This window comes from Thiovibrio sp. Mzg5, assembly GCF_055379285.1.
This window is the reverse complement of record NZ_AP022872.1, coordinates 383,558-407,270: the sequence shown is the minus strand read 5'-3', so window position 1 is coordinate 407,270 and position 23,713 is coordinate 383,558. Positions and strand designations below refer to the sequence as shown.

Below are 23,713 nucleotides of genomic sequence, written 5' to 3'. Positions count from 1 at the left end.
CAAGCAGGAGAAACACGTCCATGAAAGTCATTGCCGCGATGAACGGCCTTGTTTCCTCGGATATCGCGGCGCTCTACGCCCTGCGCTACGCCGCGCTCTTTGACTACACCCTCTGCCTGCTCCATGTGCTCAACCCCACTGACCGGAGGGAGGAGGTGGAACTGAGCATGACAGAGGCCGAAGAGGCGGCCACCCATTACCGGGTCAAGACCGAACGGGTTTTCCTGACCGGAGAACCGACGGAAGCCATCCGAAAATATCTTGCCGCAAACAGAACCGACACCCTCTTCTGCAGCACCAGGATCAGAAAGAAAAATCGGTTTTTCCAGAACTCGCTCAGCGAAAAGCTGAGCCGGTTGTCCCTGCCCGCCAATCTGGCCGTGGTCCGGGTCGCCCATGTGAACGCGGTTTTCGTCACCGAGAACATCCTGCTTCCCATCCGGGAAGACCGGCTCTCCGCACAAAAATTCACTTTTTTCAGCTCCCTGGCCAAGGCCTTTGGTGCGGCGACGGAGATATACAGTATTCATCCCACGAACAGGCGGAAGCTGGCAGCCATGGATACCCACACCGCCAGGATGCTGTTCCAGAAGATCAACACCCGCCTGAGCCACTATGCCAACACCATGAAGCTCCTGGATATTCCCCTGACCATCAAACACGCCCTGACCGGCAAGGAGGTTGACCAGATCCTCCACCACCTGGCCCGCCATGATTTCCAGCTCATGATCATCGGAGGCCGAAGGCTTTCCCAGTTTCCAGAATTTTTCCGGGAAAACCCCATGGAAAGGCTCTTTTGGCACACGCCGGTCAACACCATCGCCTTCTACGCCAGGGACAAAAATTGATGCAGCTCTTCGACCTCGACCGTAAGGATCTCTTCCTCCGCCTGAAAACCTCGGAAAACGGCCTGACCGCCGACCAGGTGGCGCGGCGGCTCGTGGAGTTCGGTGCCAACGAACTGGCAACCGCGGCGAAGAAAAACTATTCTCTCGCCTATCTGGGCCAATACAGCAATTTTTTCGCCATTCTGCTGGAGGTGGCCGCCCTCCTCTCCTTTGTCGCCGATCATTATGACCCGGGGCAGGGCAGCGATCTCCTGGGCTACGCCATCCTCGGCGCGGTGATCATCAACGCCACCTTCACCTTCTGGCAGGAATACCGGGCGGACAAGGCCATGGAGGAGCTGCTCAAGCTGATGCCCACCAAGGTTTCCCTGCGCCGGGAAGGCAAGATTGTTGCAACCACGGCGCACGAGATTGTCCCCGGCGACATCATGCTTCTGGAAGAAGGGGACAAGGTCGCGGCGGACGGGATTCTCCTTGAGGCAAACTCTCTCTATCTCAATCTCTCCTCCCTCAACGGCGAATCAGCCCCGGTGGCCCGCGCCCTCCTGCCGGGCGAGGCAAAACGGGCTCTGGACGCCAAAAACATGATCTTTGCCGGAACCACCGTGCTTTCCGGCAGCGGGGTCGGGGTGGCCAGCGCCACGGGCAATGCCACGGAGTTCGGCAAAATCGCCAGCCTGACTAAAAACGTGCGCAAGGCCATCACTCCCATGCAGCGGGAGATCATCCACATCACCCGGATCCTCACGCTCATTGCCCTGGGCATGGGCGGCTTTTTTTTCGCCCTTGGCCTGTTCTCCGGCAAGGGAGTCGTGCTCGCCTCGACCTTTGCCATCGCCCTTATTGTCGCCAATGTACCGGAAGGATTGCTGCCGACCATTGCCCTGTCGTTGTCCCTGGCCAGCCAGCGCATGGCCCGACGCAATGCCCTGATCAAAAACCTCGACTCGGTGGAAACCCTGGGCAGCGTCACGGTCATCTGCACGGACAAAACCGGCACCCTGACCAGAAACGAGATGACCGTAACGCACCTCTGGCTGGCGGGCGGAGAACAGGTTGCCATCTCCGGGGAAGGGTATCACGAACCGGGAGATTTCTCCTTTGACCGGACCAACGATACCTCGGAAGATCGCCTTGCCGCTGTGCTCACCGCCGGCCTCCTCAACTGCCGCGCCAAAATCGACGAAGAAGGGTTGCACGGCGACCCCACCGAACTGGCCCTCGTTGCCGCAGCCCGCAAAAAGGGGATCAGCCCGCCGGCCATGAAAAAGGTCCAGGAATTCATCTTCACCAGCGAGCGCAAGATGATGTCCTCCGTGTATCAGGAGGGAGAGAAAACCTGGCTCTTTGCCAAGGGCGCGGTGGAGGCGCTGCTGCCCAAATGCACCTCCTTCCTGGCCGATGATAATTCGGTGCAGCCCTTCACCGAGGCGGCAAAGGAGACAGTCCTTGCCCAAGCCAAGGAGTTCGAAAGCCAGGCTCTGCGGGTACTGGTGATCGCCCGTAACGACAAGGCGGACGAGGAAGGGTTGACCCTGCTGGGCCTTGCCGCCATCATGGATCTGCCGCGCCACGGGGTGGCCGAGGCTGTGGCAACCTGCAAGGGTGCCGGCATCCGGACCATGATGATCACCGGCGACAATCCGCGCACCGCCGCAGCCATTGCCAACCAGATCGGCATGGCCCACGACCGGGTTATCACCGGCCCGGAGCTGGAAGGTACGGGGGACGAGCAACTGGAGGAAATCCTGGCCAAAGAAACCGTACTCTTTGCCCGCATGGCCAGCAGCCAGAAGCTGCGCATCGCCACGGCTCTTCAGAGCCTCGGCGAGGTGGTGGCCATGACCGGCGACGGAGTCAACGATGCGCCCGCCCTGAAAAAAGCGGACATCGGCATCGCCATGGGCCTCTCCGGCTCCGAGGTCGCCAAGGAAGCAGCGGACATGGTGCTGCTCGATGACAACTTCTCCTCCATCGTCATCGCCATTGAGGAAGGGAGGACCGTCTATTTCAACGTCAAAAAATTCGTTACCTACATCCTCTCCCACAATGCCCCGGAGATCGTGCCCTATATCCTGCAATTCTTCCTGAAAATCCCGCTGCCGATCTCGGTGATCCAGATCATCTCCATCGATCTCGGCTCGGACATATTCCCAGGTCTGGCCCTGGGCAGCGAAGGTCCGGAAAAAAACATCATGAACCGGCCGCCGGTGGGCAGAAAAGAAAAAATCCTCGACTGGGAGGTATTCCAGCGGGGCTATTTTTTCTTAGGGATTATCGAGGCAACGGCGGCCATGGTCGCCTTTATCTCCTTCCTGCTGCTGCACGGCTGGCAATACGGGACCGTGACTCTTGCCGATCCGTTGCTGCACCGGCAGGCCATGACCATGACCCTGCTGGGCGTGGTTTCCTGCCAGATGTTCAATGCCTGGAGCATGCGGAGCTGGGAATTTTCCGCCTTCAGCCTCGGGTTCTTCACGAACCGCCTGATGCTCTGGGCCATGGCGGCCAATCTGGTGTGGATCTGGACCCTTCTCAACGTGGCCCCGGTGCAGAAGGTATTCAACACCGCCCCTGTCCCGCTGGCCGACCTCTGGATATTGCTGCCCTTTCCCGTGCTGCTTCTCCTGGGCCATGAAGGGTACAAATGGCTGCGCCGCCGCAGGAGCAGCCACAGCACCCCCCAGCCGGATCGCATCCCCGCATAGCTTAAACGATTATATCCTCACCTCTCGCCCATTTTTTCCTTGGAACCTTTTTGAAACATGATACCATTGCCGAGACGTCATAATCGGCCTACGGCCCGCTGATGCCTTTCCCATCAATCGCAACGGAGCGCACACCTTGACCACCATTGATTTCAACGCCCAACGCCTTGACCACGCCAAGCAGATCGTCAGCAAGATCAAGCTGCCTGCCCAGCCCACCATCGTCATTGAGATCAACAAGGAAATGCGCGCCGAACATCCCAACTTCGCACACATCGGCCATCTGGTGACCCAGGACGCCTCGATAAGCGCCAAGGTCATCAACGTTATCAACTCCCCTTTCTTTGGCTTGGCCCGCAAGTGCGAATCCATCGTCCAAGCCCTTACCTACATGGGACTTGAGAATTTCCGCAAGGTGGTGCTCACCGCCTGTCTGCAGGATGCCTTGGGCGGGGGTACTGCAGCCGACAAGATTTTTTGGGATCATTCCCTGCACACCGCGGTGGCGGCGGAGTCCCTGGCCAAAAACATGCGCGGCATCCTGACCACCGAGGACATCACCCCGGACATGGCGTATATGACCGGGTTGTTCCACGACTGCGCCATCCCGATGCTGCTGAAACGCAATCCGGCATACCAAGCCTTCACCCATGCCGCCCTCAGCCACAAGCGCGACATCATCCAGGAAGAAGATGCCCTGGTCGGTTCGGACCACTGCGTGGTGGGAGGGCTGCTGGCCAAGACCTGGTCGCTGCCCGAGGCGGTCTGCAAGACCATCATCCACCACCACACCTCCAACCTCGCCGGGCAGGGCACTGTGCCGAACAAACTCATTGCCCTGATCAAGGTCGCCGATTACCTTGCCTATACCTTTGGCTATTCCATTGGCTTGATGGATCGGATCATCGACAAAGAATGGGATCCTGAGGAGTGGAGCGAACTCAACGACGGGGTGCTGAGTGAGTTGCATCTGGGGCCGGACGACCTCATCGACATGAAAGATAATATCTTCGAGCTGCTCTCCACTCAGTGATCCTCGACCACGCTCTCGTTTTTGGCGAAAAAGGCGCAGGCCCTCTCCTTGGCTTCCGCTAGAGAACCGCTGGATTGCACAGCCGAGGCCAGGTGATGCCCGAAGGAATAATTCTTGGCAAAATAATGGCTGAACTCCTTGAGGCGGCCCAACCGGCGCTCCGGCAGGAAGCTTTCCTCAAGAAGCTCAATGTAGTGCAGATAGAGCGCCGGTTTATTCACCGCCCCAACCTCCGCACCAATGCCGTACACCGCATGGGCAAGCTCGGCGAAAATCCAAGGCCGGATGGCTGCAGCCCGCCCAATCATGAGACCGTCCGCCCCTGATTGAGCCAGGCAATTCCTGGCATCAGCCACCGAGAAGATCCCGCCGTTGGCAATAACCGGGATGCTCACCCAGCCTTTGACCTTGCCGACCCACGGCCAGCGCGGCTTGCGGACAAAGGGCTCGCCCCGCAGCCGGGCATGCACGTTCAGCAGATCGATCCCCTCGCCCTCCAGCATCCGGCAAAAATCGCGCAGCTTTTCCTCATCCAGGGTCTCGCCCAACCGGATCTTGGCGGTAAGGGGCAGGTCGGTCTGCTTTCTGGCCGCCGCCACCAGAGCCCGCACCAGAGCGGGTTCATCCATGAGGCGGCTGCCGGCTCCCATGCGGCGGACGGTGGGCGCCGGGCAGCCCAGGTTGAGATCGATGGCTTGAGCCCTCAGGGCATGGAGCTTGGCGATGGCCGGGGCGACCTCCTCCTCCCGGCTGACCAGCAGCTGATAAGAGAGGGGGGTTTCCTGGGGGCTGCGCACCAGATAGGGGGAGAGCTGCGGACTTTCCGAGGGCAGACGGGCGGCGGAGAGCATCTCGGTGGACAGGAGGCCGATGCCTCCCTGCTCCAAAATGGTTCGGCGCAAGGCCGAGTGGGTCAAGCCGGCCATGGGCGCGAGCAGGAGCGGGGGGGAAATCTCCAACCCCTTCAGTCTGAGGGGTTGCACCTTACCCATGGAGGGCTCTCCTGCAAATCTCTGCACAAATACACGACATGTCTTATTCCCTGCCCAATAATTTCCGGCCAAGCACACCCAACTTTGATTCTCGGATGGCAAGAAAATCCAGATCGACCTTGGTTGCCAGCTCCGGCCGCTGGGCAAGAATCAATTCCGCCGCGATCTCGGCCCCGCCCACGGTCAGCTCCTTGCAGGTGGCGCCGTTCTTCTCCTTGCGCCGCCTGAGCAGCACTCGGCAGCAGGTGGCAGCGAAGCGGGCGCGGAACCGGTCGTGCATCTCCTTGGCCACCGGCTCAAACTCCTTGCTCTTCATGCCCCCCGGTTGCCGCGGCCCGAGAAAAAGGCTGATGGCAACCTCGGCCCCGGCCAGTGAGCCGCAGGTGCACCCGGCGCCGCCCATGCCGTGACAGAAACCGGAACCCAGACGAACGGCCATTTCGGAGCTAAGATCGCCGCGAAAACCCTGATTGAGAACGACAAGCACCGTTTCGGAACAGCAATACCCCCGGGCCGAAAAGATGTTGGCTGCCCGCTGGCCGACCAGCTCGATTATATGTGCCATATTTTCATGATTTTTCATATTTCATCTCAGTTTTGTCCGGTTAAGATTTTGTATTACGCCCCCCTCCCTCGGAGTCTGCGCTTACCTGACGGGAGCAACCGTGTTTGCAATCAAGTAGTTTTTAGCGTCCAAGACGCATTATTCTTCAACATGGCGTTCATGATGGTCAATAGCTTCCGCATACAAGCAACGATAACGACCTTGGCAGGTTTCCCGGTGTTCTTGAGGCGGTCGGCGAATGCTTTGATGGCCGGATTACAACGAATTGCCGAAACGGTGGCCATGTACAAAACAACGCGCACATCGGCACGACCACCCCAAATAAAGCGTTTGCCGCGATGCTTTCCGCTGTCGTTCGCCAATGGGGCGACACCGGTCAATTTGGCGATTTCGCGTCGATTGAGTTGCCCCAGTTCAGGGCACTTGGCCAACATCGTCAAACTGGTCACCGTGCCGACACCGGGGATACTGCACAGCAGATCATCCTTGATGCGCCAGACATCTGATGTTCGCAAACGCTTGGCGAGATCATCATCGAGACCGGTGATCCGTTTATCCAGCCAGGCAATATGGGTCTTAAGGCTCTTTTGTAGAGCCTTGGACCCCGCACTGCCCAAGCGGAGGGTCTCTTGAATACGCATTGCAATCAACTGACGGCGCCTGGTCACCAGATCGTCCAGGTCGCGCATGTCGGCGTCCTTGATCGGCCGTACCGCAGGGCGGATAGCGCGGGCAAAGGCGCACAGTACTGTGGCATCCACCCGGTCGGTCTTTGCCAGTTGTCCTGTGGCTTTGGCAAAGTCTCGCGCCTGGCGCGGATTGATTACGGCCACCGGCAAACCGTATGCCGCCAACTCACTCGCCAGTCGCGTTTCCAGACCGCCTGTCGCCTCCATCACGATCAGCGTCGGCAACGCGGCTGTCAACCGCTGGCAAATTTCAGCAATGCCTTCGTCATTGTAGGCGCTGTGCAAATTTTCCCCGGCAGGTTCAAGCCGGAGATCCAAAGTGTTCTTGGAAACGTCGATGCCAACAAATGATTCTAACTGTTTCTCGCTCATACCCATCCTTGCAAAAATGCGGGCTTATTGGCCCAAGCAACCGTTCGGGTTGTCAGTGAGATACGGCACGACGCTCATTGCTCTCGTACGGGATTGGTGTCCCCAGGGGGTGACGAGCTACCGCACCGAAACTTAAATTGCATTGTCATTTTCATATAACCTAAAAACAGAACATACAAGGGGGCCTGGGGGGCGGGTTAAGTTGCCAACGGTATCAAATCCAGCACATTCCCCCTCACCCTGACCCTCTCCCGCAAGGGGAGAGGGGATTTTTTTGCATTCTGCAATTTCCTAACCGTACAACGCTGATTTTATCCCGCTAACAAAGATATCATCCCAAAGGCAATTCTGCCCTTGCCGCAACCAGTGCATATAACACAAAAGGCCGGCCGGATCACCCACAATCCCGGCCGGCCTTTTGCCTTGCACCTGCTATTTCTTAGCCTTTTTTATCCCTTGGCAAAGGTAAGCCCTGCCTCGCCTCGGTCCACCACGATGGTGTCGCCCTCGGCAAAGGTGCCATCGAGGATCTTCATGGCCAGGCCGTCCTGGACATAGCGCTGAATGGCACGCTTGAGCGGCCGTGCCCCGAAGCTGGGGTCGTAGCCCACCTCGATCAGGTACTCCTTGGCGGCCTCGGTCAGGCTGATGCTGTATTTCTGCTCGGCCAGCCGCTCGGTGAGCAACCCCACCTGGATGTCGATGATCCGGGCAAGATGTTCCCTGCCCAGGGAGTGGAAGATGATGATCTCATCGATCCGGTTCAGAAACTCGGGCCGGAACTGGGCATGGAGGATGGCGTCGATCTGCTTCTGCATCTCGGCCCGCCTCCCCTCGCCCAGCTCCATGATCAGCTGGCTGCCAAGGTTCGAGGTCATGATCAGGATGGTGTTCTTGAAATCCACGGTCCGCCCCTTGCCGTCGGTCATCCGACCGTCGTCCAAGATCTGCAGCAAGACGTTGAACACATCCGGGTGCGCCTTTTCAATCTCGTCAAAGAGGATGACCGAATAGGGCCTCCGCCGCACCGCCTCGGTGAGATAGCCGCCTTCCTCGTAGCCCACATAGCCCGGAGGCGCACCGATCAGGCGGGAGACCGAATGTTTTTCCATGAACTCGGACATATCCAGCCGGATCATGGCCTTTTCCGTATCAAAAAGGAAGTGGGCCAGGCTTCTCGCCAGCTCGGTTTTGCCCACCCCGGTGGGGCCGAGGAAGATAAAGGAACCCAGGGGCCGATTCGGGTCCTGGAGCCCGGCCCGCGCCCGGCGCACCGCGTTGGCCACCGCAGTAATCGCCTCTTTCTGGCCCACCACCCGTTTGGCCAGCTCGGCATCGGCATGGACCAGCTTTTCCTTTTCCCCGGAGAGCAACCGGTCCACCGGGATGCCGGTCCACTTGGCCACCACTTGGGCCACATCCTCCTCATCCACCTCTTCCTTGAGCATCTTCCGGTCCTTCTGGATATCGGCAAGATGCGTATTTTCGCTGGCCAACTGTTTCTCAAGTTCCACGATCTTGCCGTAACGGATTTCGGCCACCTTGCTCAGATCGCCCTGCCGTTCCGCCTGCTGCTCGGCAACCCTGGCCTCGTCGATATCGCTCTTGATCTTGCGAATCTTCTGGATGATATCCCGCTCCAAGGTCCAGTGGCCCTTCATGGCGGTCAGGCTCTCGTTGATCTCGGCCAACTCCGCCTCGATCTTGCCAAGTCGCTCTTTCGAGGCGGCGTCACTTTCCTTTTTCAGCGCCTCCCGCTCGATTTCCAACATAATCCGCTTACGATCCACCTCGTCGATCTCGGTGGGCATGGAATCGATTTCGATCCGCAAGCGGGACGCAGCCTCGTCAATGAGGTCAATGGCCTTATCCGGGAGAAAGCGGTCGGTGATGTAGCGGTTAGACAGGGTCGCCGCCGCAACGGTGGCCGAATCCTTGATCCGCACTCCGTGGTGGACCTCGTATTTTTCCTTGATCCCGCGCAGGATGGCGATGGTGTCGTCGAGCGACGGCTCCTGCACCAGAACCTGCTGGAAGCGGCGCTCAAAGGCCGCATCCTTTTCGATGTATTTGCGGTACTCGTTTAAGGTGGTGGCGCCGACGCAGTGCAGTTCACCCCGGGCCAGGGCGGGCTTGAGCATGTTGGAGGCGTCCATGGCCCCTTCCGCAGCTCCGGCCCCGACCAGAGTGTGGATCTCGTCGATGAAAAGGATGACCTCGCCGGCCCGTTTCTCCACCTCCTTGAGCACCGCCTTGAGCCGGTCCTCGAACTCGCCGCGGTACTTGGCCCCGGCCACCAGCGCGCCCAGATCGAGGGACAACACCTGCTTGTTGCGCAGGGTTTCCGGCACATCGCCGTTGACGATGCGCTGGGCCAGCCCCTCGACAATGGCAGTCTTACCCACCCCGGGCTCGCCGATGAGCACCGGGTTGTTCTTGGTCCGGCGCGACAACACCTGAATCACCCGGCGCACCTCGTCATCCCGGCCAATTACCGGGTCGAGCTTGCCTTGCCTGGCAACATCGGTGAGGTTGCGGGCATATTTCTCCAGGGCCTGATACTTCTCCTCGGGGTTGGGGTCGGTGACCCGCTGGCTGCCACGGATGGTAACCAGGGCCTGCAAAAAGGCCTCCCGGGTCACGCCTTTGCGTTTAAAGGCCTGGGCCGCCGGGGAGTCCTTGTCGTCGAGCACGGCGAGAACCAGATGCTCCAGGCTGACGTACTCATCCTGCATTTCGCCGGCAACCTTGAAGGCCCGGTCCAGCAGGGTCTGAAACCGTTTTCCGGCATAGGCCTGGGTGTACCCGCCGCCGCTCACCTGGGGCAGCTTGGTCAGCAGTGCATCCATCTCCTGCCGGAGCAGACCCGGGTCCACCCCCATCTTCTGCAAGATTGGGATCACCACCCCTTCGGGCTGCTCAAGGAGAACCTTCATCAGATGCTCGGGCTGTATTTCCTGATGCCCCTTGCCCTGGGCCAGATTCTGGGCAGCCTGCACCGCTTCCTGTGATTTCACCGTAAATTTATCAAATTGCATAACCATTGCTCCTTAAGCAGAAGGAAATGGACACCCAAGCGCCCCGCTCTGTACTGCACCTAACCGTAAGCTCGCCCCCAACCGCTGTCAAGGGCGGCCTCGTCAATATTTTGACAGAGACGATTGCACCGGATTTGTTGGCTCCTCCGGTAATTTCGAGGGAGGCGAAGAAAGAAGCCTTTCTGCTGTTTTCCCTTTCTTCTTTTGCGTGCCCAAAAGAAGAAACAAGAAAAAGGCACCCCAGCCAGTCCTGGCCCTGCGGGCTTCCCTTGCTTCTCGCCGAGGGCGGGACGCGGAAAAACTCGGGCTTCGCCCTCAAACAGTTCCCGCGTCTTTTTCCGCCCCCGCCTGCGAGGCGCGGCAGGACAAATGGGGGGAAAAAGAGACTTCCCATTGGCACGCCGCCGAGCACCGGAAAAGCTGCCGAAAAGGGAGGTTGCACTGTTTGAGCGCAGCGAGTTTGCAACATCCCGGCAGCTTTGAGGAGCGCAGGGCATCCCGCCCACGGCGGGACAAGGGACACAGGGGGCCCTTTCTTTGGTTCGTTTCTTTGGGCAAGCAAAGAAATGAACACCCTAATTCCATGGCACACTCCCCCAAATAAACCTTTTTAGCAAGCCACCCCACATACCCTTTGCCTTAGCGAAGCCCTCGGGGATATATAAGCAGTAGAATCCATTGCACCCCCATCATAAGGATATCACATGCCCGATCTTGCCCTGGTCATTTTCATTATAACCTATCTCGGTGTGGCCATTGGCCGAATTCCCGGCCTGATGCTGGACCGGACCGGTATCGCCCTGCTGGGGGCCATCGCCATGATCGCCAGCGGAATCGTGCCACTGGGGGAGGCCATGGGCGCCATCGACCTGCCCACCATCATCCTGCTCTACGCCCTGATGGTGCTCTCCGCCCGGCTCCGGCTGGGCGGCTTCTACACCTGGGTCGCCAGCCGCACCACCAGCCTGCTGGACCGGCCCCGGCTTTTTCTCCTTACCAGCATGCTGGTGGCGGCCCTGCTTTCCGCCCTGCTGGCCAATGACATTGTCTGCCTGGCCTTTACCCCGGTTCTCTGCCTAGCCCTGCTTAAAAAAGGACTCAACCCCCTGCCCTTTCTCTTGGGCCTTGCCGCCGCGAGCAATATCGGCTCGGCCGCCACCATCATCGGCAACCCCCAGAACATGCTGATCGGCCAGGTCGGCCATCTGGACTTCGGCAGCTTCCTGCTCTGGTGCACCCCGCCCACCCTCCTCGCCCTGGGTGGCGCCTACGGTATTCTCTGCCGCACCTACAAAGGCCGCTTTGCCATAGCCTCAGCTCCCCAGACCATGGCGCAAACACCCCAATGGCCCGAGTTTGATCCCTGGCAAAGCGCCAAGGGAATCATCGCCATGCTGGCCCTCATCGGCCTTTTCTTTACTCCCATCCCCAGAGAGCTTTCCGCCATCACCGTGGCCGGAATCCTGCTGTGCAGCCGAAAAATGCACTCCCGCCAGATCATGGAGCTGGTGGACTGGCACCTGATCACCCTGTTCTGCGCCCTGTTCATCGTGGTCCACGGCATAACCAGCCGCAATATCCCCAGCCTGCTCATGGAGGCCATGGCCAGCCACGGCGTGACGATCACCAACCTTTTCGCCCTCACCGGCATCTCCACCATCATGAGCAATCTGGTCAGCAATGTGCCCGCGGCCATGCTTCTGGTAAAGTTCCTCGACCCCGGGGTGCCGGAACAGTGGTACGTCCTCGCCCTGTCGAGCACCTTTGCCGGGAACCTGATCATCATCGGCAGCATCGCCAATCTCATCGTCATCGAGCAGGCAAAGAAATTTCACATCGAGATCAGCTTTAAGGAACACGCCAGGGTCGGCATCCCGATTACGCTTTTTTCTCTGCTCATTCTGGTTTTACTGTTATACTTGCGGCACTCTTTCGTGCTCCTGTAGGGATAAAATCCACCTCGAATCCTCTCTGTCATGGAAACATCTCTTATGAAAAGCCTCTGGCTTTCCGCTCTCAGCGAAGAAAAATTTGAAGTCGTCAACGACTGGCTGCTCCGATATGTCCTGACCTACGACAACCTTGTCCAAGCGGCGGTTATAACCTGCGCCCTGCTGATAGCCTTTCTGATCGGCAACAGAATCAAACGAAAATTTTCCAGCCCCGAACTGCCCCAGAGGCGTTTCGGCCAGCTCCTCGTTGCCGTGCTGCCCCTTGCTGCGCCCTTGCTCTGGCTTTTCCTGCAACTGATCTCGCTGCTGGTGGCCATGGAGGCGGAATGGCCGCACAATCTGCTCACCATTGTCGTCAATCTCCTGGCAGTCTGGGTTGTGATCAAGGCCGCCTCCCTGTTCTTCAACAACACCGCCTGGGTCAGACTGATTGCCGTCCTCGCCTGGACCCTGGCCTCCCTCAACATCTTGGACCTGCTGGGACCTACCATCAGCCTGCTCGATCGCTTCGCCCTCAAGTTCGGCGGGCTGCGCATTTCGCTGCTCACCGTGTTCACAGGTTTCCTGACCCTGGCCCTGCTGCTGTGGGGAGCCCGAATCCTCTCCCATCTGCTGGAAAAGCGCATCCGGGAGAACTCGGCGCTCTCGCCTTCCATCCAGGTGCTTTTCATCAAGCTCTCCAAGATTACGCTCATCACCTCCGCCATCCTGGTGGGGTTACGCATCGTGGGCCTCGACCTCACCGGCTTTACCATCTTCACCGGCGCGGTCGGCGTGGGCATCGGCTTCGGGTTGCAGAAGATCTTCTCCAACCTGATCAGCGGCATCATCCTCCTGCTGGACAAATCCATCAAACCGGGCGACGTCATCACCGTGGGCGAGACCTATGGCTGGGTAAACTCCCTGGGCGCGCGCTACACCTCGCTCATTGCCCCGGACGGCAAGGAATTCCTGATCCCCAATGAGGACCTGATCACCCAGCAGGTGGAAAACTGGTCGTTCAGCAACAGCACCGTCTGCCTGAAGATTTCCGTGGGCATTGCCTACAGCTCGGATGTGCGCAAGGCCATGGCCCTCTGCGAAGAGGCGGCCAGACAGACGGAGAGGATCATCCTGGACCCGCCGCCCCGGTGCCTGCTCGTCGGTTTTGGCGAGAGTTCCGTTGATCTGGAGCTGGGCGCCTGGATCAACGATCCGGCCAACGGAGTCAAGAATGTAAAAAGTGACGTTCTCTTAAAGATCTGGGAGACATTTCAGGAACAGGGCATGGAAATCCCCTTTCCGCAGCGGGATATCCACATCAGAACCATGCCCCCCGGAACGGAGGGCATGACGGCGGGAGAAAAAAAATGAGAAAAATCCCCTCGCCCCCGGAGTCCCCTCTCCCCTTGCGGGAGAGGGTTAGGGTGAGGGGGAAGGTCCCGGTTCCGAGGCCATTGCCGAACCGGATACGACTCCGTTACACCTCAAAGGCTTGGTGGGGCTCCGGAATCTCCACCATCGGGAAGCCAAGCTCCTGCCGCAACCCCTCGGCCATGGCGGTGGCAGCCTCCTCCTCGCCGTGCACCACAAAGGTGCGGGCCGGCTTCTTGTGCATGGCCCCGGCCCAGGCCAGCAGCCCATCCCGGTCGGCATGACCGCTGAAACCGGTGAGGGTTTCCACCCTGGCCCTCAGCGGAAATTCCTCGCCAAAGATCTTTACCGTTTCCTCCCCCTCGACAATCCTGCGGCCCAGGGTATTGGGCGCCTGCCAGCCGGTGACCAGAATGGTATTTTTCTTGTCGCCGATGCGCTTGCGCAGGTGATGCAGAATACGCCCCGCCTCCATCATGCCGCTGGCGCTGATAATAATGGCAGGCTCCCGTAAAAAATTCAGCTCCTTGGAATCCTCCACGCTCTGGGTGTAACGCAGGGTGTCAAAGCCGAAGGGGTTGCTGTGGTCATCCTTCAATAAAAATTCCCGGATCTCGCTGTCATAGGTTTCCGGGTGCAACCGGAAGATATCCGTAACCCGGGTGGCCAGCGGGCTGTCCACATAGATGGGCAGCCTGGGAATGTCACGCTTCAAAAACAGCCGGTGCAAGGCATAGACCAGCTGCTGGGTCCGGCCCACGGCAAAGGCGGGAATCAAGAGCGTCCCGCCCCGCTGGTAGGTCTCGTTGACAATCCGCTCCAATTCCTTTTCCGACTCTGGGTACGGCGGATGCTGACGGTTGCCGTAGGTGCTCTCCATGATGAGGATATCCGCGCCCTCGCTCAACACGGCCGGATCATTGATGATCGGAATCCCGCGCCGCCCGATATCCCCGCTGAAAACCAGGCGGAGATCGCGATTCTTCTCCTGATCATGGATGTCGAGAATCACGTTGGCACTGCCCATCATATGACCGGCATCCACCAGGGTGAGATGCACGCCGGGCAGGATCTCCCGCTTGCGGTTATAACTGATGCCGACGAACTGGTCCATGGCGACCACGGCATCCTCCTTGGTGTAGAGGGGCTCAAACTCCTTCTGCTTATTCTTTTTGCGCAGCTTGTTGGCAAACTCCACATCCTGTTCCTGGATATGCGCGGCATCCATGAGCATCACCGCGCAGAGGTCGCGGGTGGCCGAGGTGCAGATGATATCACCGGTAAACCCTTTCTTAACCAGACAGGGGATGTTGCCGGAATGGTCGATGTGGGCATGGGAAAGAATCAGGCAGTCAAGATCCTTGCCCGCGCAAAACCCGGTGCGGTTGAGTTCAAAGGCCTCCTTGCGCTTGCCCTGGAACAACCCGCAGTCAAGGAGGATGCGCTTGCCGTTGACCTCAAGCAGGTGCTGCGAACCGGTGACGGTTTTCGCCGCGCCGTGGAAGGTAATTTTCATGGTTGTGCTCCCTTGTTGGTTGATGTGCTTTGATTTCAGCATACAAAACCGGCGGGGGAAACAGAAGAAAAGATTTGGCACGCATGGCCCTGGCGAGGCCCAGGCGACAAACCATTCCGCTCGTCACCCGATCCTGATTTTTCCCCGCCCGCCTGAAGCGAATATAATTCTTGAATTGCTCCATCGTGTCAGGTAGACAGATAATACCCCCATATGGGGTGCATACATGAACGGGCCCAAAATCGAGCAGAAACAAACAACTTGCAATAGCTCGATAATAATATTGTTAGCGCTTACGAGGCCACATTAAGCCATGAAAATAGCATTCAAAGAACTTGCAGGACGAATTACTGGCATTTCTATTCCTATCTTTGGGCTCTCGTGGAACCCTCCAGAATCAGAACGAGAGATTGTCAGAGAAACCTTTATCTTTCTTGAGGACCGTCGCGCTCTTTACAACGACTTTGCTCATGAAATAGATCATGAGGTTGCCGAGTCTGTACTTCAGATTAGAACCGAAATTACTGGAGCACTTAAGCGAATACCTGAAAATTCTGAAGCTGTAGCGCCTTTAAAGGCGATCCGGGCTGCTTGTCGTGAATACCTTGACAGCACACGTGAACGCCATAGAGGCTTGGGTGGGCCTTTTGCATTTATGTCACAACTAGGTCGTCTTCGAGCAATGGTTGGTGTACAGGTGGCATATTTGTCGGTGAAATATGGTATAGACATTGACGGTGAATTGGTTCGTGTAATTCCACCGGAAATGAGAAATGCAAAGTATCTTGATGCTTAGTTGGCTAACAAAGGCATTAAGGGCGACGGCAAAAATCCGCCGCGTCTTATGCCTGGCGTTAGGTCTAAAAGAAATAATTGTAGGGGAATTCAATGTTTTATTTTAAATCAAGAGAGCAAGTTGCAGGAGAAGCAATTGGAGGGATTATTGGCTTATTTATACGACTTACAATCTGGAGCATGATCTATAGCCCATTTGTTTTCGCTTTTGGCTACACATATCTCATCGCACAACGAAAATTCAATTTTCACTGGTTGGTGTGTTCTATTCTAGGGTTATTAGCGGCAGCGCTACTTTTCTTTGTTATTGGCTTTATCTATGCCGCACAGCAAGATTTAAAAAATAATCAAAACAAAATCTGGGTTCCTCTTTCTTTTTTAAATCTTACCTTAATTGCAGGTTTTCCTTTTTTCATCGGTATGAGTTTTGGTCTCGACATTCTTGACAAAAACACAGCGTCATTATTTGAAAAAATTTTGGCCGGAGGTTTTGGTGGTTGTGTATTAGCAATACCAGCTTATTTGGGTGTCACGAAACATTTCCCCACAGAAACAATAAATGAAAAGCCCTAACAAATCATGACAATAGGGAACAGACCCCGTTTTAGAAGAGTAGGTCGGGTAGAGGAACGAAACCCGACGTTTAAACGACAACATCATCCACAGCTCGACTGAAAATTGTCGGGTTTCGCTTTGCTCTACCCTACCTACGAAATACGAACTGCGAATCGTCACCCCATCCCCAGATTAGAACACCCTCAACCCGCAAAGGAGATCGTCCTGGTCCGGATCACCCCCGGATGCGCTTCGATCTCCGCCACCAGCGCCTGCGGGATCTCCGATTCCAGGTCGATGATGTTATAGCCGATGGTGCCGTTGGACTCGTTGAGGTAGCTGGCGATATTGATGCCGCTGGCGCCGATGGCTTGGGAGGCAAAGCCGATCATACCCGGGATGTCGCGATTGATCATGATGAAGCGGGTGTGCACGTTGGCGGCGGGCACCAGTTCGGCGGAGGGAAAATTGACGCTGTGAGTGATGGCGCCGTACTCCAGATAGCCGCGCAGCTCCAGGGCGGCCATGCAGGCGCATTGCTCCTCCGACTCCTCGGTGCTGGCCCCCAGATGCGGGGTGACGATGATCCGCGGATGCCCGAGGGTGGCGGCGGAGGGGAAATCGGTGATATAGGCGGCCAACCGGCCTCCGGCCAGGGCAGCAAGCACCGCCTGTTCGTCGACAATGGGGCCCCGCGCATAGTTGATCAAGATCGCTCCCGCAGGCAGCCGCTTGAGCAGCTCTTCGTTCACCATCCCCCTGGTTTTCTCGTTGAGCGGGGTGTGCACCGTGAGGATCTCGCTCTTACCCACCATTTCATGGAGGGAGCGGGAGAGGGCGACCTCCGGGGAAAGATGGTGGATGTTCTCCAGGGCTGGGATGGGATCAAAACCGACCACCCGCATCTGCCGCGTGATGCCGCCATTAGCCACCCGGATGCCGATCTTCCCCAGCCCCAGGACGCCCAGGGTTTTCCCGGCCAGCTCAAACCCCTTGAAAGCGGATTTCTCCTGCTCGATGCGGCTGGCAATCTCCTGGTCGGTCAGGCCGGCCAGCCCCTGGGCAAAGGCGAAGCTGCGATGGATGTTGCGCGCCTGGATTCCCAGCATGACGAAGACCAGCTCGGCCACCGCGTTGGCATTGGCGCCGGGGGTGTTGAAGATGCAGATCCCCTGCTCGCTGGCCTTGGCCACCGTGATATTGTTGACCCCGGCCCCGGCCCGGGCCACGGCGAGCAGCGAGGGATAGTCCGCCGTATCCACCTTGGCGCTGCGCACCACAATGCCCTGCGGGTCCGGCTCGTCCGCGCTTACCTGAAACCGCTCCGCAAGAAGGGCCAGCCCTTCCGGGGCGAGTTTATTGAGCACCTTGATCCGATAGCCTGCCATACGCCCTCCTTGTCTGCCCGGTGAAACGCCAATAAAAAAGGCCATGCCTGATTGTAGCAGATTTTTCTGCGCCAATCAGGCATGGCCTTTTTTTACCATTATTATTCAGGGGTCTTGCAGAGCGTTACGCTTCCTCCACACACACCCGGCAACGCCCGGTCTTTTTTGCCTGGTAGAGCACTTCATCGGCCCGCTGCAGCCACTCGTCCTTGCTCATTTCCGGATTCCACTGGACAAGGCCGATGCTCACCCCCAGCCTGCTGCCGTCGTCCCCGGCATTGAGGGCAAGGCCATCAACGGCGCCACACAACCGTTCGGCCAAAAGGCGGGCCGCTTCAAGGCCGGTATCCGGCAAGACCAGAACAAACTCATCGCCGCCCATGCGTACCAGGAGATCGCTGTTGCGCACCATCCCGGTCAAGGTCTTGGCCACCATCTGCAAGGCGGTATCTCCGGCGGCATGCCCCAGGGTATCATTGATCTGCTTGAAATGGTCCAAATCCATGCTGGCCACGGTTATGGGCCGTGCATGACGACGGGCGGTTTCCAGCATCGGTCCAATACGCTCCTCAAAAACCCGCCGGTTATCAAGGCCGGTGAGCATGTCTCGCCGGGCCTGGGCAAACAGATCCTCATACATAATGGCACGCTGCATGGGCTCCCCCAGAATCTCCAGCGCATCGCGCAGGATCTGGGTTTCCTCGGCTTCAATACAGGTTCCGCGACGCAGCAGCATCAGGCAGCCCTGGTTGTCGGTAGTCGCGTCAACGGCAAAGGACATCGGCCATTGTTGCACGAAAAATGGCCCCCATTCACAACAGGTGTCATTCAGCTGACAATCTACCTTCTCGAAAACCTCTTCGGCGGTCTGCATGGCAAGACGCCGGTCCGGGCCGTGGCAGGAGCAGATAATATGCATCCGGCTCCGGTCGAGGCTGCGGTAGGCAATAAGATCATGCTCAACCAGGGGGGTCAGCCACACGGAAAAAGCCTCGATCATCCCCTGGAGATCGGTGGCGCCGGCCAGTCGGGCGTGCAGCTCGTTGACCTGCTTCAACCACTCCGATTGGCGGCGATAATGATCAAGCTCCACCATCAGATGATCCAGGTTGAGCGGCCCTGTGGTTTCCCTGTCAGTGAGAGAGATTGCGGTATTCATTGCAACGGCTCCTTTCGGTGAAAAGATTGTTTACCATGAATCTATGCCATTTTCATGCCAGACCGCCGGAACATCCTTTCCAAAAGCCTTGCGCCGCAAGGGGAGACCGCAACATGTACACATTATCTCATTGTAATAACAGGATAAAAATAAATACGAGAAAAACAGGCCTGCGGTGTTCTTCAACAACTTCCATTGCCCGCCCGCGGAAAATTTTTCCTGGCCGCCCCGTCATCCTGCTGACACCTGGCCAACCTTGCCACTCTCTCCGCACCTCCTGCAATCGTTTCCTTGCATCCGCGCGAGAAGCGGATATCATGAAAAAAAGCCCCCTAAGTTTACGCAAGAGAGCGCCCCGCAACCATGCCGACCCAAACCAACCGCCGCATCATCCATCTCGACATGGATGCCTTTTATGCCTCGGTCGAGATTCTCGACAATCCAGCTCTCCGGGGTCTGCCCGTGGTGGTGGGCGGCAACTCCAACCGCGGCGTGGTGTGTGCCGCCTCCTACGAAGCCCGGAAATTCGGGGTCCATTCAGCCCTGCCCATCCTCACCGCTAGAAAGCTCTGCCCGCACGGGGTGTTTCTCCCGGTCCGCATGGCCCGGTATCAAGAGATTTCCGGGCAGATCATGGAGATCTTTCTGCGCTTCACCCCGCTGGTGGAGCCACTCTCCCTGGACGAGGCTTTTTTGGATGTCACGGCCAGCCAGAGCCTGATGGGCACGGCTGAGGCTATTGCCGCACAGATCAGAAAACTGGTCCGGGAAACCATCGGCCTCACCGTCTCGGCCGGGGTTGCAGCCTCCAAGCTGGTGGCCAAGATCGCCTCCGATCTCAACAAACCCGACGGCCTGACCATTGTGCCCCCCGGCCAGGAAGAGGCCTTCCTGGCCCCCTTGCCCATCGGTCGGTTGTGGGGGGTGGGCCGGACCACCAAGGAGGCGCTGGCCCTGATCGGAGTAAAAACCATCGGCGACCTAAGCCGCATGCCCCCAGCCATCCTCATTGCCAAGTTCGGCAAGGCCGGACTCTTGATGCATGAATCAGCCCGGGGCATCGACCACCGCCCGGTGGAATCGAGGCAAGAGACCAAGTCCATCGGCCACGAAGAAACCTTTGCGGAAGACCTGCGCGATAAAAAAAGGCTCGAACAGGAACTGCTGGCCCTGTGCTGCAAAGTGGGCAAACGGGTGCGAGACAAAAGCCTGGTGGGCAGAACCATCACCATCAAGGTCAAATACCGGGATTTCGTGCAGGTGACCCGCTCGCTCACCCTGCCCGAACCGGTGGCGGACGACAAATCCCTCTACCAGACGGGGTGCCTGCTGCTTGCCAAAACCGAGATCACCCTGCGCCCCATCCGCTTACTGGGGATATCCCTTTCGAACCTGATCCCGGCCGAGGCTTCAGGCCAGCTGACCCTGTTCGATGACAACCGGGCCCGGCGCAGGAATGCCTCTCTCTACCGGGCCTTGGACGCCATCAATGACCGCTACGGAAAAGACGCCATCCTCCCGGCCACTCTGGTGGACGGTTGAGACAGAACCACAATGCCGCGGAATTACTGAGATACCCATTTCCCGGAGATTAAGATTGTCCCGGCTTCCCCACCTGTGCGATAATATCCTTGCCTCCTGAGTTCTCGCCATTGCCCCATTGAGGAAAAGGACCGATTTAAATGAAGCTCTTGCCAGGATGCCAACCTCTACACCGTGTTGCCGTTTCTCTCCTCATCGCCTGCGCCACGCTCGGTTGCCTGCTGACCGCCCCGAAAACCTTATCGGCACAAGACAGCCCAAAACGACCGCATATCCTCATCCTCAACTCCTACCACCCCGGCTATCTCTGGTCCGACGGCGAACAGGCCGGAATTTTGGAAACGCTGCACGCCCAGCTCCCTGGCGCGCAATTGCACATCGAATACCTCGACACCAAGAACTTTCCCAAACCCGAGCATTACAGCCATTTATTTGAAACCCTTGCCTACAAATACAAGGACGTCCAGTTCTCCGTCATCCTTGCCGCGGACAATCCGGCCCTTGAATTCCTCGCCCAATTCGGCAAGCCGCTTTTCGGCAACACCCCCATGGTTTTTTGCGGGGTCAGCAATTTCTCCCCGGACCTTCTCGGCAACCTTGACAACATCACCGGCGTTGTCGAGCGACATGATGTGCGCTCCACCATCGCCGCCATGCTGCACCTGCATCCTGCGGCACAGGAGATTTACGTCGTGGTGGACACCACCCTGACCGGCAAGGAGATGCGCAAGATTACCGAGACCGCGCTCCCTGATTTAAAAAAGAAGATCAAGATGACCTTCACGGAAAATCTCTCCATCGAAGAGGTGCTGCAGCAGACAAGGAATCTGCCCCCTTCCACCCTGGTGCTCATCCTGAGCTTTGCCAGGGACAAAAACGGCAGACTCTTTGACGTGCCGGAGTTGGCCCGACTGGTCAGCAACAATTCCCCTTCGCCGGTTTATGTCATCCAGGAGGAGCGCATGGGCTCTGGCGTGGTGGGCGGATATCTCTTGGGGGGCAAGGCACACGGAGCCCAGGCCGCACAACTGGCGCTGCGTATCCTGGCCGGCGAACCGGCGACCTCTATTCCCATTGTGACCGAGCCACCGGTACAGCCCATGTTCGACTTCCTCCAGCTCAAGAGATTTGGCCTCAAGACCTCCGCCCTGCCCCAAGGAAGTATCGTCATCAACCAACCGCTCAGCCTGTATGAAAATTACCGGGAGGAAGTGTGGTCCCTTTTGGGCTTTGTCTTTTTGCTGCTCTGTGCCATAGGGGCCTTGCTCACCAATATCCGAACAAAAAAACAGGCCGAAAAAACATTGGACCAGCATCGCCTCATGCTCAGGCAGGTTCTGGATATGACCCCCCAGTCCATTTTCTGGAAAGACCGGGAGGGCGTCTATCTGGGGTGCAATGCGGTGTTTGCCAAGGCCATCGGGCTGGATGATCCGGAGCGGATCAAGGGGAAAACCGATTTCGATCTGCCCTGGCCCAAGGAGGAAGCCGAGGCATACCGGGCCGATGACCGGGAGGTCATCAAGTCCAACCGAACCAAGCGATCCATCATCGAACCGTTGCAACAGGCCGACGGCTCCCGGCTCTGGATCGACACCACCAAGGTGCCGCTGCAGGACAAACAGGGCCAGGTGTACGGCGTGCTCGGGGTCTATGAAGACGTAACCGAAAAAAAGAAGAGGGAGGAGCAGCTCTATCTCGCGCAGTTTACCATCGACAGTGCCAAGGACAGCATCTTCCTGATCGATGAAAAGGCAGGTTTCCATTTGGTCAACACAGGTGCCTGCCGGCGGCTCGGCTATTCCAAGGAGGAACTTCTTGCCCTGCGGGTTTTTGATATCGACCCCGCCTTCCCACCGGAAAAATGGCCGGAGCACTGGCGGGATCTCATGGAGAACGGCTCCTTGACCCTTGAAACAGTGCAACGCACCAAGGAAGGCAAGGACTTTCCGGTGGAGGTGAGCGCCACCCGCGTCATCTATAACGACAAGATATACAATTGCGCCTTTGCCCGCGATATCAGCGATCGTAAATACGCGGAGGAGGAACGGCAGAGACTGGAAACCCAACTCCGTCAGTCCCAGAAGATGGAGGCCATCGGCACCCTGGCCGGCGGCATCGCCCACGACTTCAACAATATCCTCTCCATCATCCTCGGGTATACCGAATTGGCCATGATGGAGGGTAAGGACCCGGAAAAACAGAGACAGGAACTCGATCAGGTCCTGAAAGGGGCAGGCCGGGCAAAGGAGCTTGTGCAGCAAATCCTGGCCTTCAGCCGCAGAACCGAGCACCAGAAGCAGCCCCTACAGGTCTCGCTGATAGCCAAGGAGGCACTCAAGATGCTGCGCGCCTCCGTGCCCACCACCATCGAGATCAAGCACAATATCAACTCCGAGGGGACGGTGCTGGCGGATCCCACCCAAATCCATCAGGTTATCATGAATCTCTGCACCAATGCCTACCATGCCATGCAGGAAACCGGAGGGACTCTGACGATTTCCTTGGATGAGGTGGAGCTGGGGATGGAAGAATACAGGTATGCCGAGGTAAAGCCAGGCAGATATCTCCGGCTTGAGGTAAGCGACACCGGGTGCGGCATTCCTCCGGAGATACGGAACAAGATCTTCGAGCCCTATTTCACCACCAAGAAACAGGGCGAAGGGACCGGAATGGGACTTGCCGTGGTGCACGGCATCATCAAAAGCCATAACGGCCATCTTACCGTGCACAGCGAGGTGGGCAAAGGCACGAGCATCCATGTCTACCTGCCGATGGCCGAACAAAAGGCGGTGCCTCTAGCGGAAAAGAAAGTTGCGGAAAACCTGGCTGGGCATGGAGAGCGGATCCTGGTTGTTGATGATGAGGAACAGATTTGCGACTATCTCGGCCTGGCCTTGCAAAACCACGGCTACCAAGTCTCGGTTTTCCCCACTGGCGTGGAGGCGTGGCGCGAATTTGCAAAACAACCCAGCCGATTTGACCTGGTGGTCACGGACATGACCATGCCGTACATGACGGGCGCCGAGTTTTCCCAGAAGGTCCTTTCCCTCCGGCCTGACATCCCGGTTATTCTCTGCACCGGACACAGCACCCTGATTGACAGGCAAAAAGCACGGGCCATGGGAATATGCGACTATCTGAACAAACCGGTGACACAGCAAGAGCTTCTTGAGGCGATCCAAAAAAACCTGCCCAAAAAATAGCC

General features: G+C 57.8%; 16 protein-coding genes. 9 read left to right on the top strand and 7 right to left on the bottom strand.

Annotated elements, in window-relative coordinates:
• Positions 1-20: 20 nt before the first annotated feature.
• The 3 genes from ACZ46D_RS01880 (at position 21) to ACZ46D_RS01870 (ending at position 4,589) form a co-directional block, all read left to right on the top strand.
• Entirely contained in the window at positions 21-848 is an 828-nt protein-coding gene (locus tag ACZ46D_RS01880; RefSeq protein ID WP_464928345.1) for a universal stress protein, read from the top strand.
• A complete protein-coding gene (locus tag ACZ46D_RS01875) occupies positions 848-3,556 on the top strand; it encodes a cation-translocating P-type ATPase (RefSeq protein ID WP_464928344.1) in 2,709 nt (902 codons plus the stop codon). The genes ACZ46D_RS01880 and ACZ46D_RS01875 overlap by 1 nt, the downstream gene beginning before the upstream one ends.
• 136 nt (positions 3,557-3,692) lie before the next feature.
• Positions 3,693-4,589: an HDOD domain-containing protein gene (locus ACZ46D_RS01870; RefSeq protein ID WP_464928343.1), complete on the top strand. Its 897-nt coding sequence runs from the start codon at positions 3,693-3,695 to the stop codon at positions 4,587-4,589.
• Here the strand turns inward: ACZ46D_RS01870 and ACZ46D_RS01865 are convergent.
• From ACZ46D_RS01865 to clpB, 4 genes are all read right to left on the bottom strand, one after another.
• Complete coding sequence (locus ACZ46D_RS01865) at positions 4,583-5,581, bottom strand: tRNA dihydrouridine synthase (protein ID WP_464928342.1); 999 nt, start codon at positions 5,579-5,581, stop codon at positions 4,583-4,585. The genes ACZ46D_RS01870 and ACZ46D_RS01865 overlap by 7 nt on opposite strands.
• Before the next feature lie 43 nt (positions 5,582-5,624).
• Positions 5,625-6,146 carry a C-GCAxxG-C-C family protein gene (locus ACZ46D_RS01860; protein WP_464928341.1) on the bottom strand — a complete coding sequence of 174 codons (522 nt, stop codon included), beginning with the start codon at positions 6,144-6,146 and terminating at the stop codon, positions 5,625-5,627.
• A gap of 110 nt (positions 6,147-6,256) precedes the next feature.
• Entirely contained in the window at positions 6,257-7,207 is a 951-nt protein-coding gene (locus ACZ46D_RS01855) for an IS110 family RNA-guided transposase (protein ID WP_464928340.1), read from the bottom strand.
• A gap of 449 nt (positions 7,208-7,656) precedes the next feature.
• Entirely contained in the window at positions 7,657-10,245 is a 2,589-nt protein-coding gene (gene clpB, locus ACZ46D_RS01850; protein ID WP_464928339.1) for an ATP-dependent chaperone ClpB, read from the bottom strand.
• A gap of 704 nt (positions 10,246-10,949) precedes the next feature.
• Between clpB and ACZ46D_RS01845 the strand changes: the two genes are divergently transcribed.
• Together ACZ46D_RS01845 and ACZ46D_RS01840 are read left to right on the top strand one after the other, a co-directional pair.
• Positions 10,950-12,191 carry an SLC13 family permease gene (locus ACZ46D_RS01845; protein ID WP_464928338.1) on the top strand — a complete coding sequence of 414 codons (1,242 nt, stop codon included), beginning with the start codon at positions 10,950-10,952 and terminating at the stop codon, positions 12,189-12,191.
• Between the two features lie 45 nt (positions 12,192-12,236).
• The gene (locus ACZ46D_RS01840) at positions 12,237-13,550 is read left to right on the top strand and encodes a mechanosensitive ion channel family protein (protein ID WP_464928337.1); all 1,314 of its coding nucleotides are present in this window, start codon (positions 12,237-12,239) and stop codon (positions 13,548-13,550) included.
• A 106-nt stretch (positions 13,551-13,656) separates the two neighbouring features.
• Here ACZ46D_RS01840 and ACZ46D_RS01835 read toward each other — a convergent pair whose 3' ends face one another.
• Positions 13,657-15,066, bottom strand: coding sequence for an MBL fold metallo-hydrolase RNA specificity domain-containing protein (locus ACZ46D_RS01835; protein ID WP_464928336.1), 1,410 nt, complete (start codon positions 15,064-15,066; stop codon positions 13,657-13,659).
• A 313-nt stretch (positions 15,067-15,379) separates the two neighbouring features.
• On the opposite strand from ACZ46D_RS01835, the gene ACZ46D_RS01830 reads away from it, so the two are divergent.
• Both ACZ46D_RS01830 and ACZ46D_RS01825 read left to right on the top strand, forming a co-directional pair.
• A complete protein-coding gene (locus ACZ46D_RS01830; protein WP_464928335.1) occupies positions 15,380-15,862 on the top strand; it encodes a DUF6650 family protein in 483 nt (160 codons plus the stop codon).
• Positions 15,863-15,954: 92 nt separating this feature from the next.
• Positions 15,955-16,434: a hypothetical protein gene (locus tag ACZ46D_RS01825; RefSeq protein ID WP_464928334.1), complete on the top strand. Its 480-nt coding sequence runs from the start codon at positions 15,955-15,957 to the stop codon at positions 16,432-16,434.
• A 185-nt stretch (positions 16,435-16,619) separates the two neighbouring features.
• Here ACZ46D_RS01825 and ACZ46D_RS01820 read toward each other — a convergent pair whose 3' ends face one another.
• Positions 16,620-17,804, bottom strand: a complete 1,185-nt coding sequence (locus ACZ46D_RS01820) for a phosphoglycerate dehydrogenase (protein WP_464928333.1) — start codon at positions 17,802-17,804, stop codon at positions 16,620-16,622.
• Between the two features lie 124 nt (positions 17,805-17,928).
• The gene (locus ACZ46D_RS01815; RefSeq protein ID WP_464928332.1) at positions 17,929-18,963 is read right to left on the bottom strand and encodes a GGDEF domain-containing protein; all 1,035 of its coding nucleotides are present in this window, start codon (positions 18,961-18,963) and stop codon (positions 17,929-17,931) included.
• 363 nt (positions 18,964-19,326) lie between these two features.
• Between ACZ46D_RS01815 and dinB the strand changes: the two genes are divergently transcribed.
• Together dinB and ACZ46D_RS01805 are read left to right on the top strand one after the other, a co-directional pair.
• Positions 19,327-20,505 (top strand): DNA polymerase IV, encoded by a 1,179-nt coding sequence (dinB, locus tag ACZ46D_RS01810; protein ID WP_464928331.1) that lies wholly within the window; start codon positions 19,327-19,329, stop codon positions 20,503-20,505.
• A 140-nt stretch (positions 20,506-20,645) separates the two neighbouring features.
• Positions 20,646-23,711 (top strand): hybrid sensor histidine kinase/response regulator, encoded by a 3,066-nt coding sequence (locus ACZ46D_RS01805; protein WP_464928330.1) that lies wholly within the window; start codon positions 20,646-20,648, stop codon positions 23,709-23,711.
• Positions 23,712-23,713: the final 2 nt, after the last annotated feature.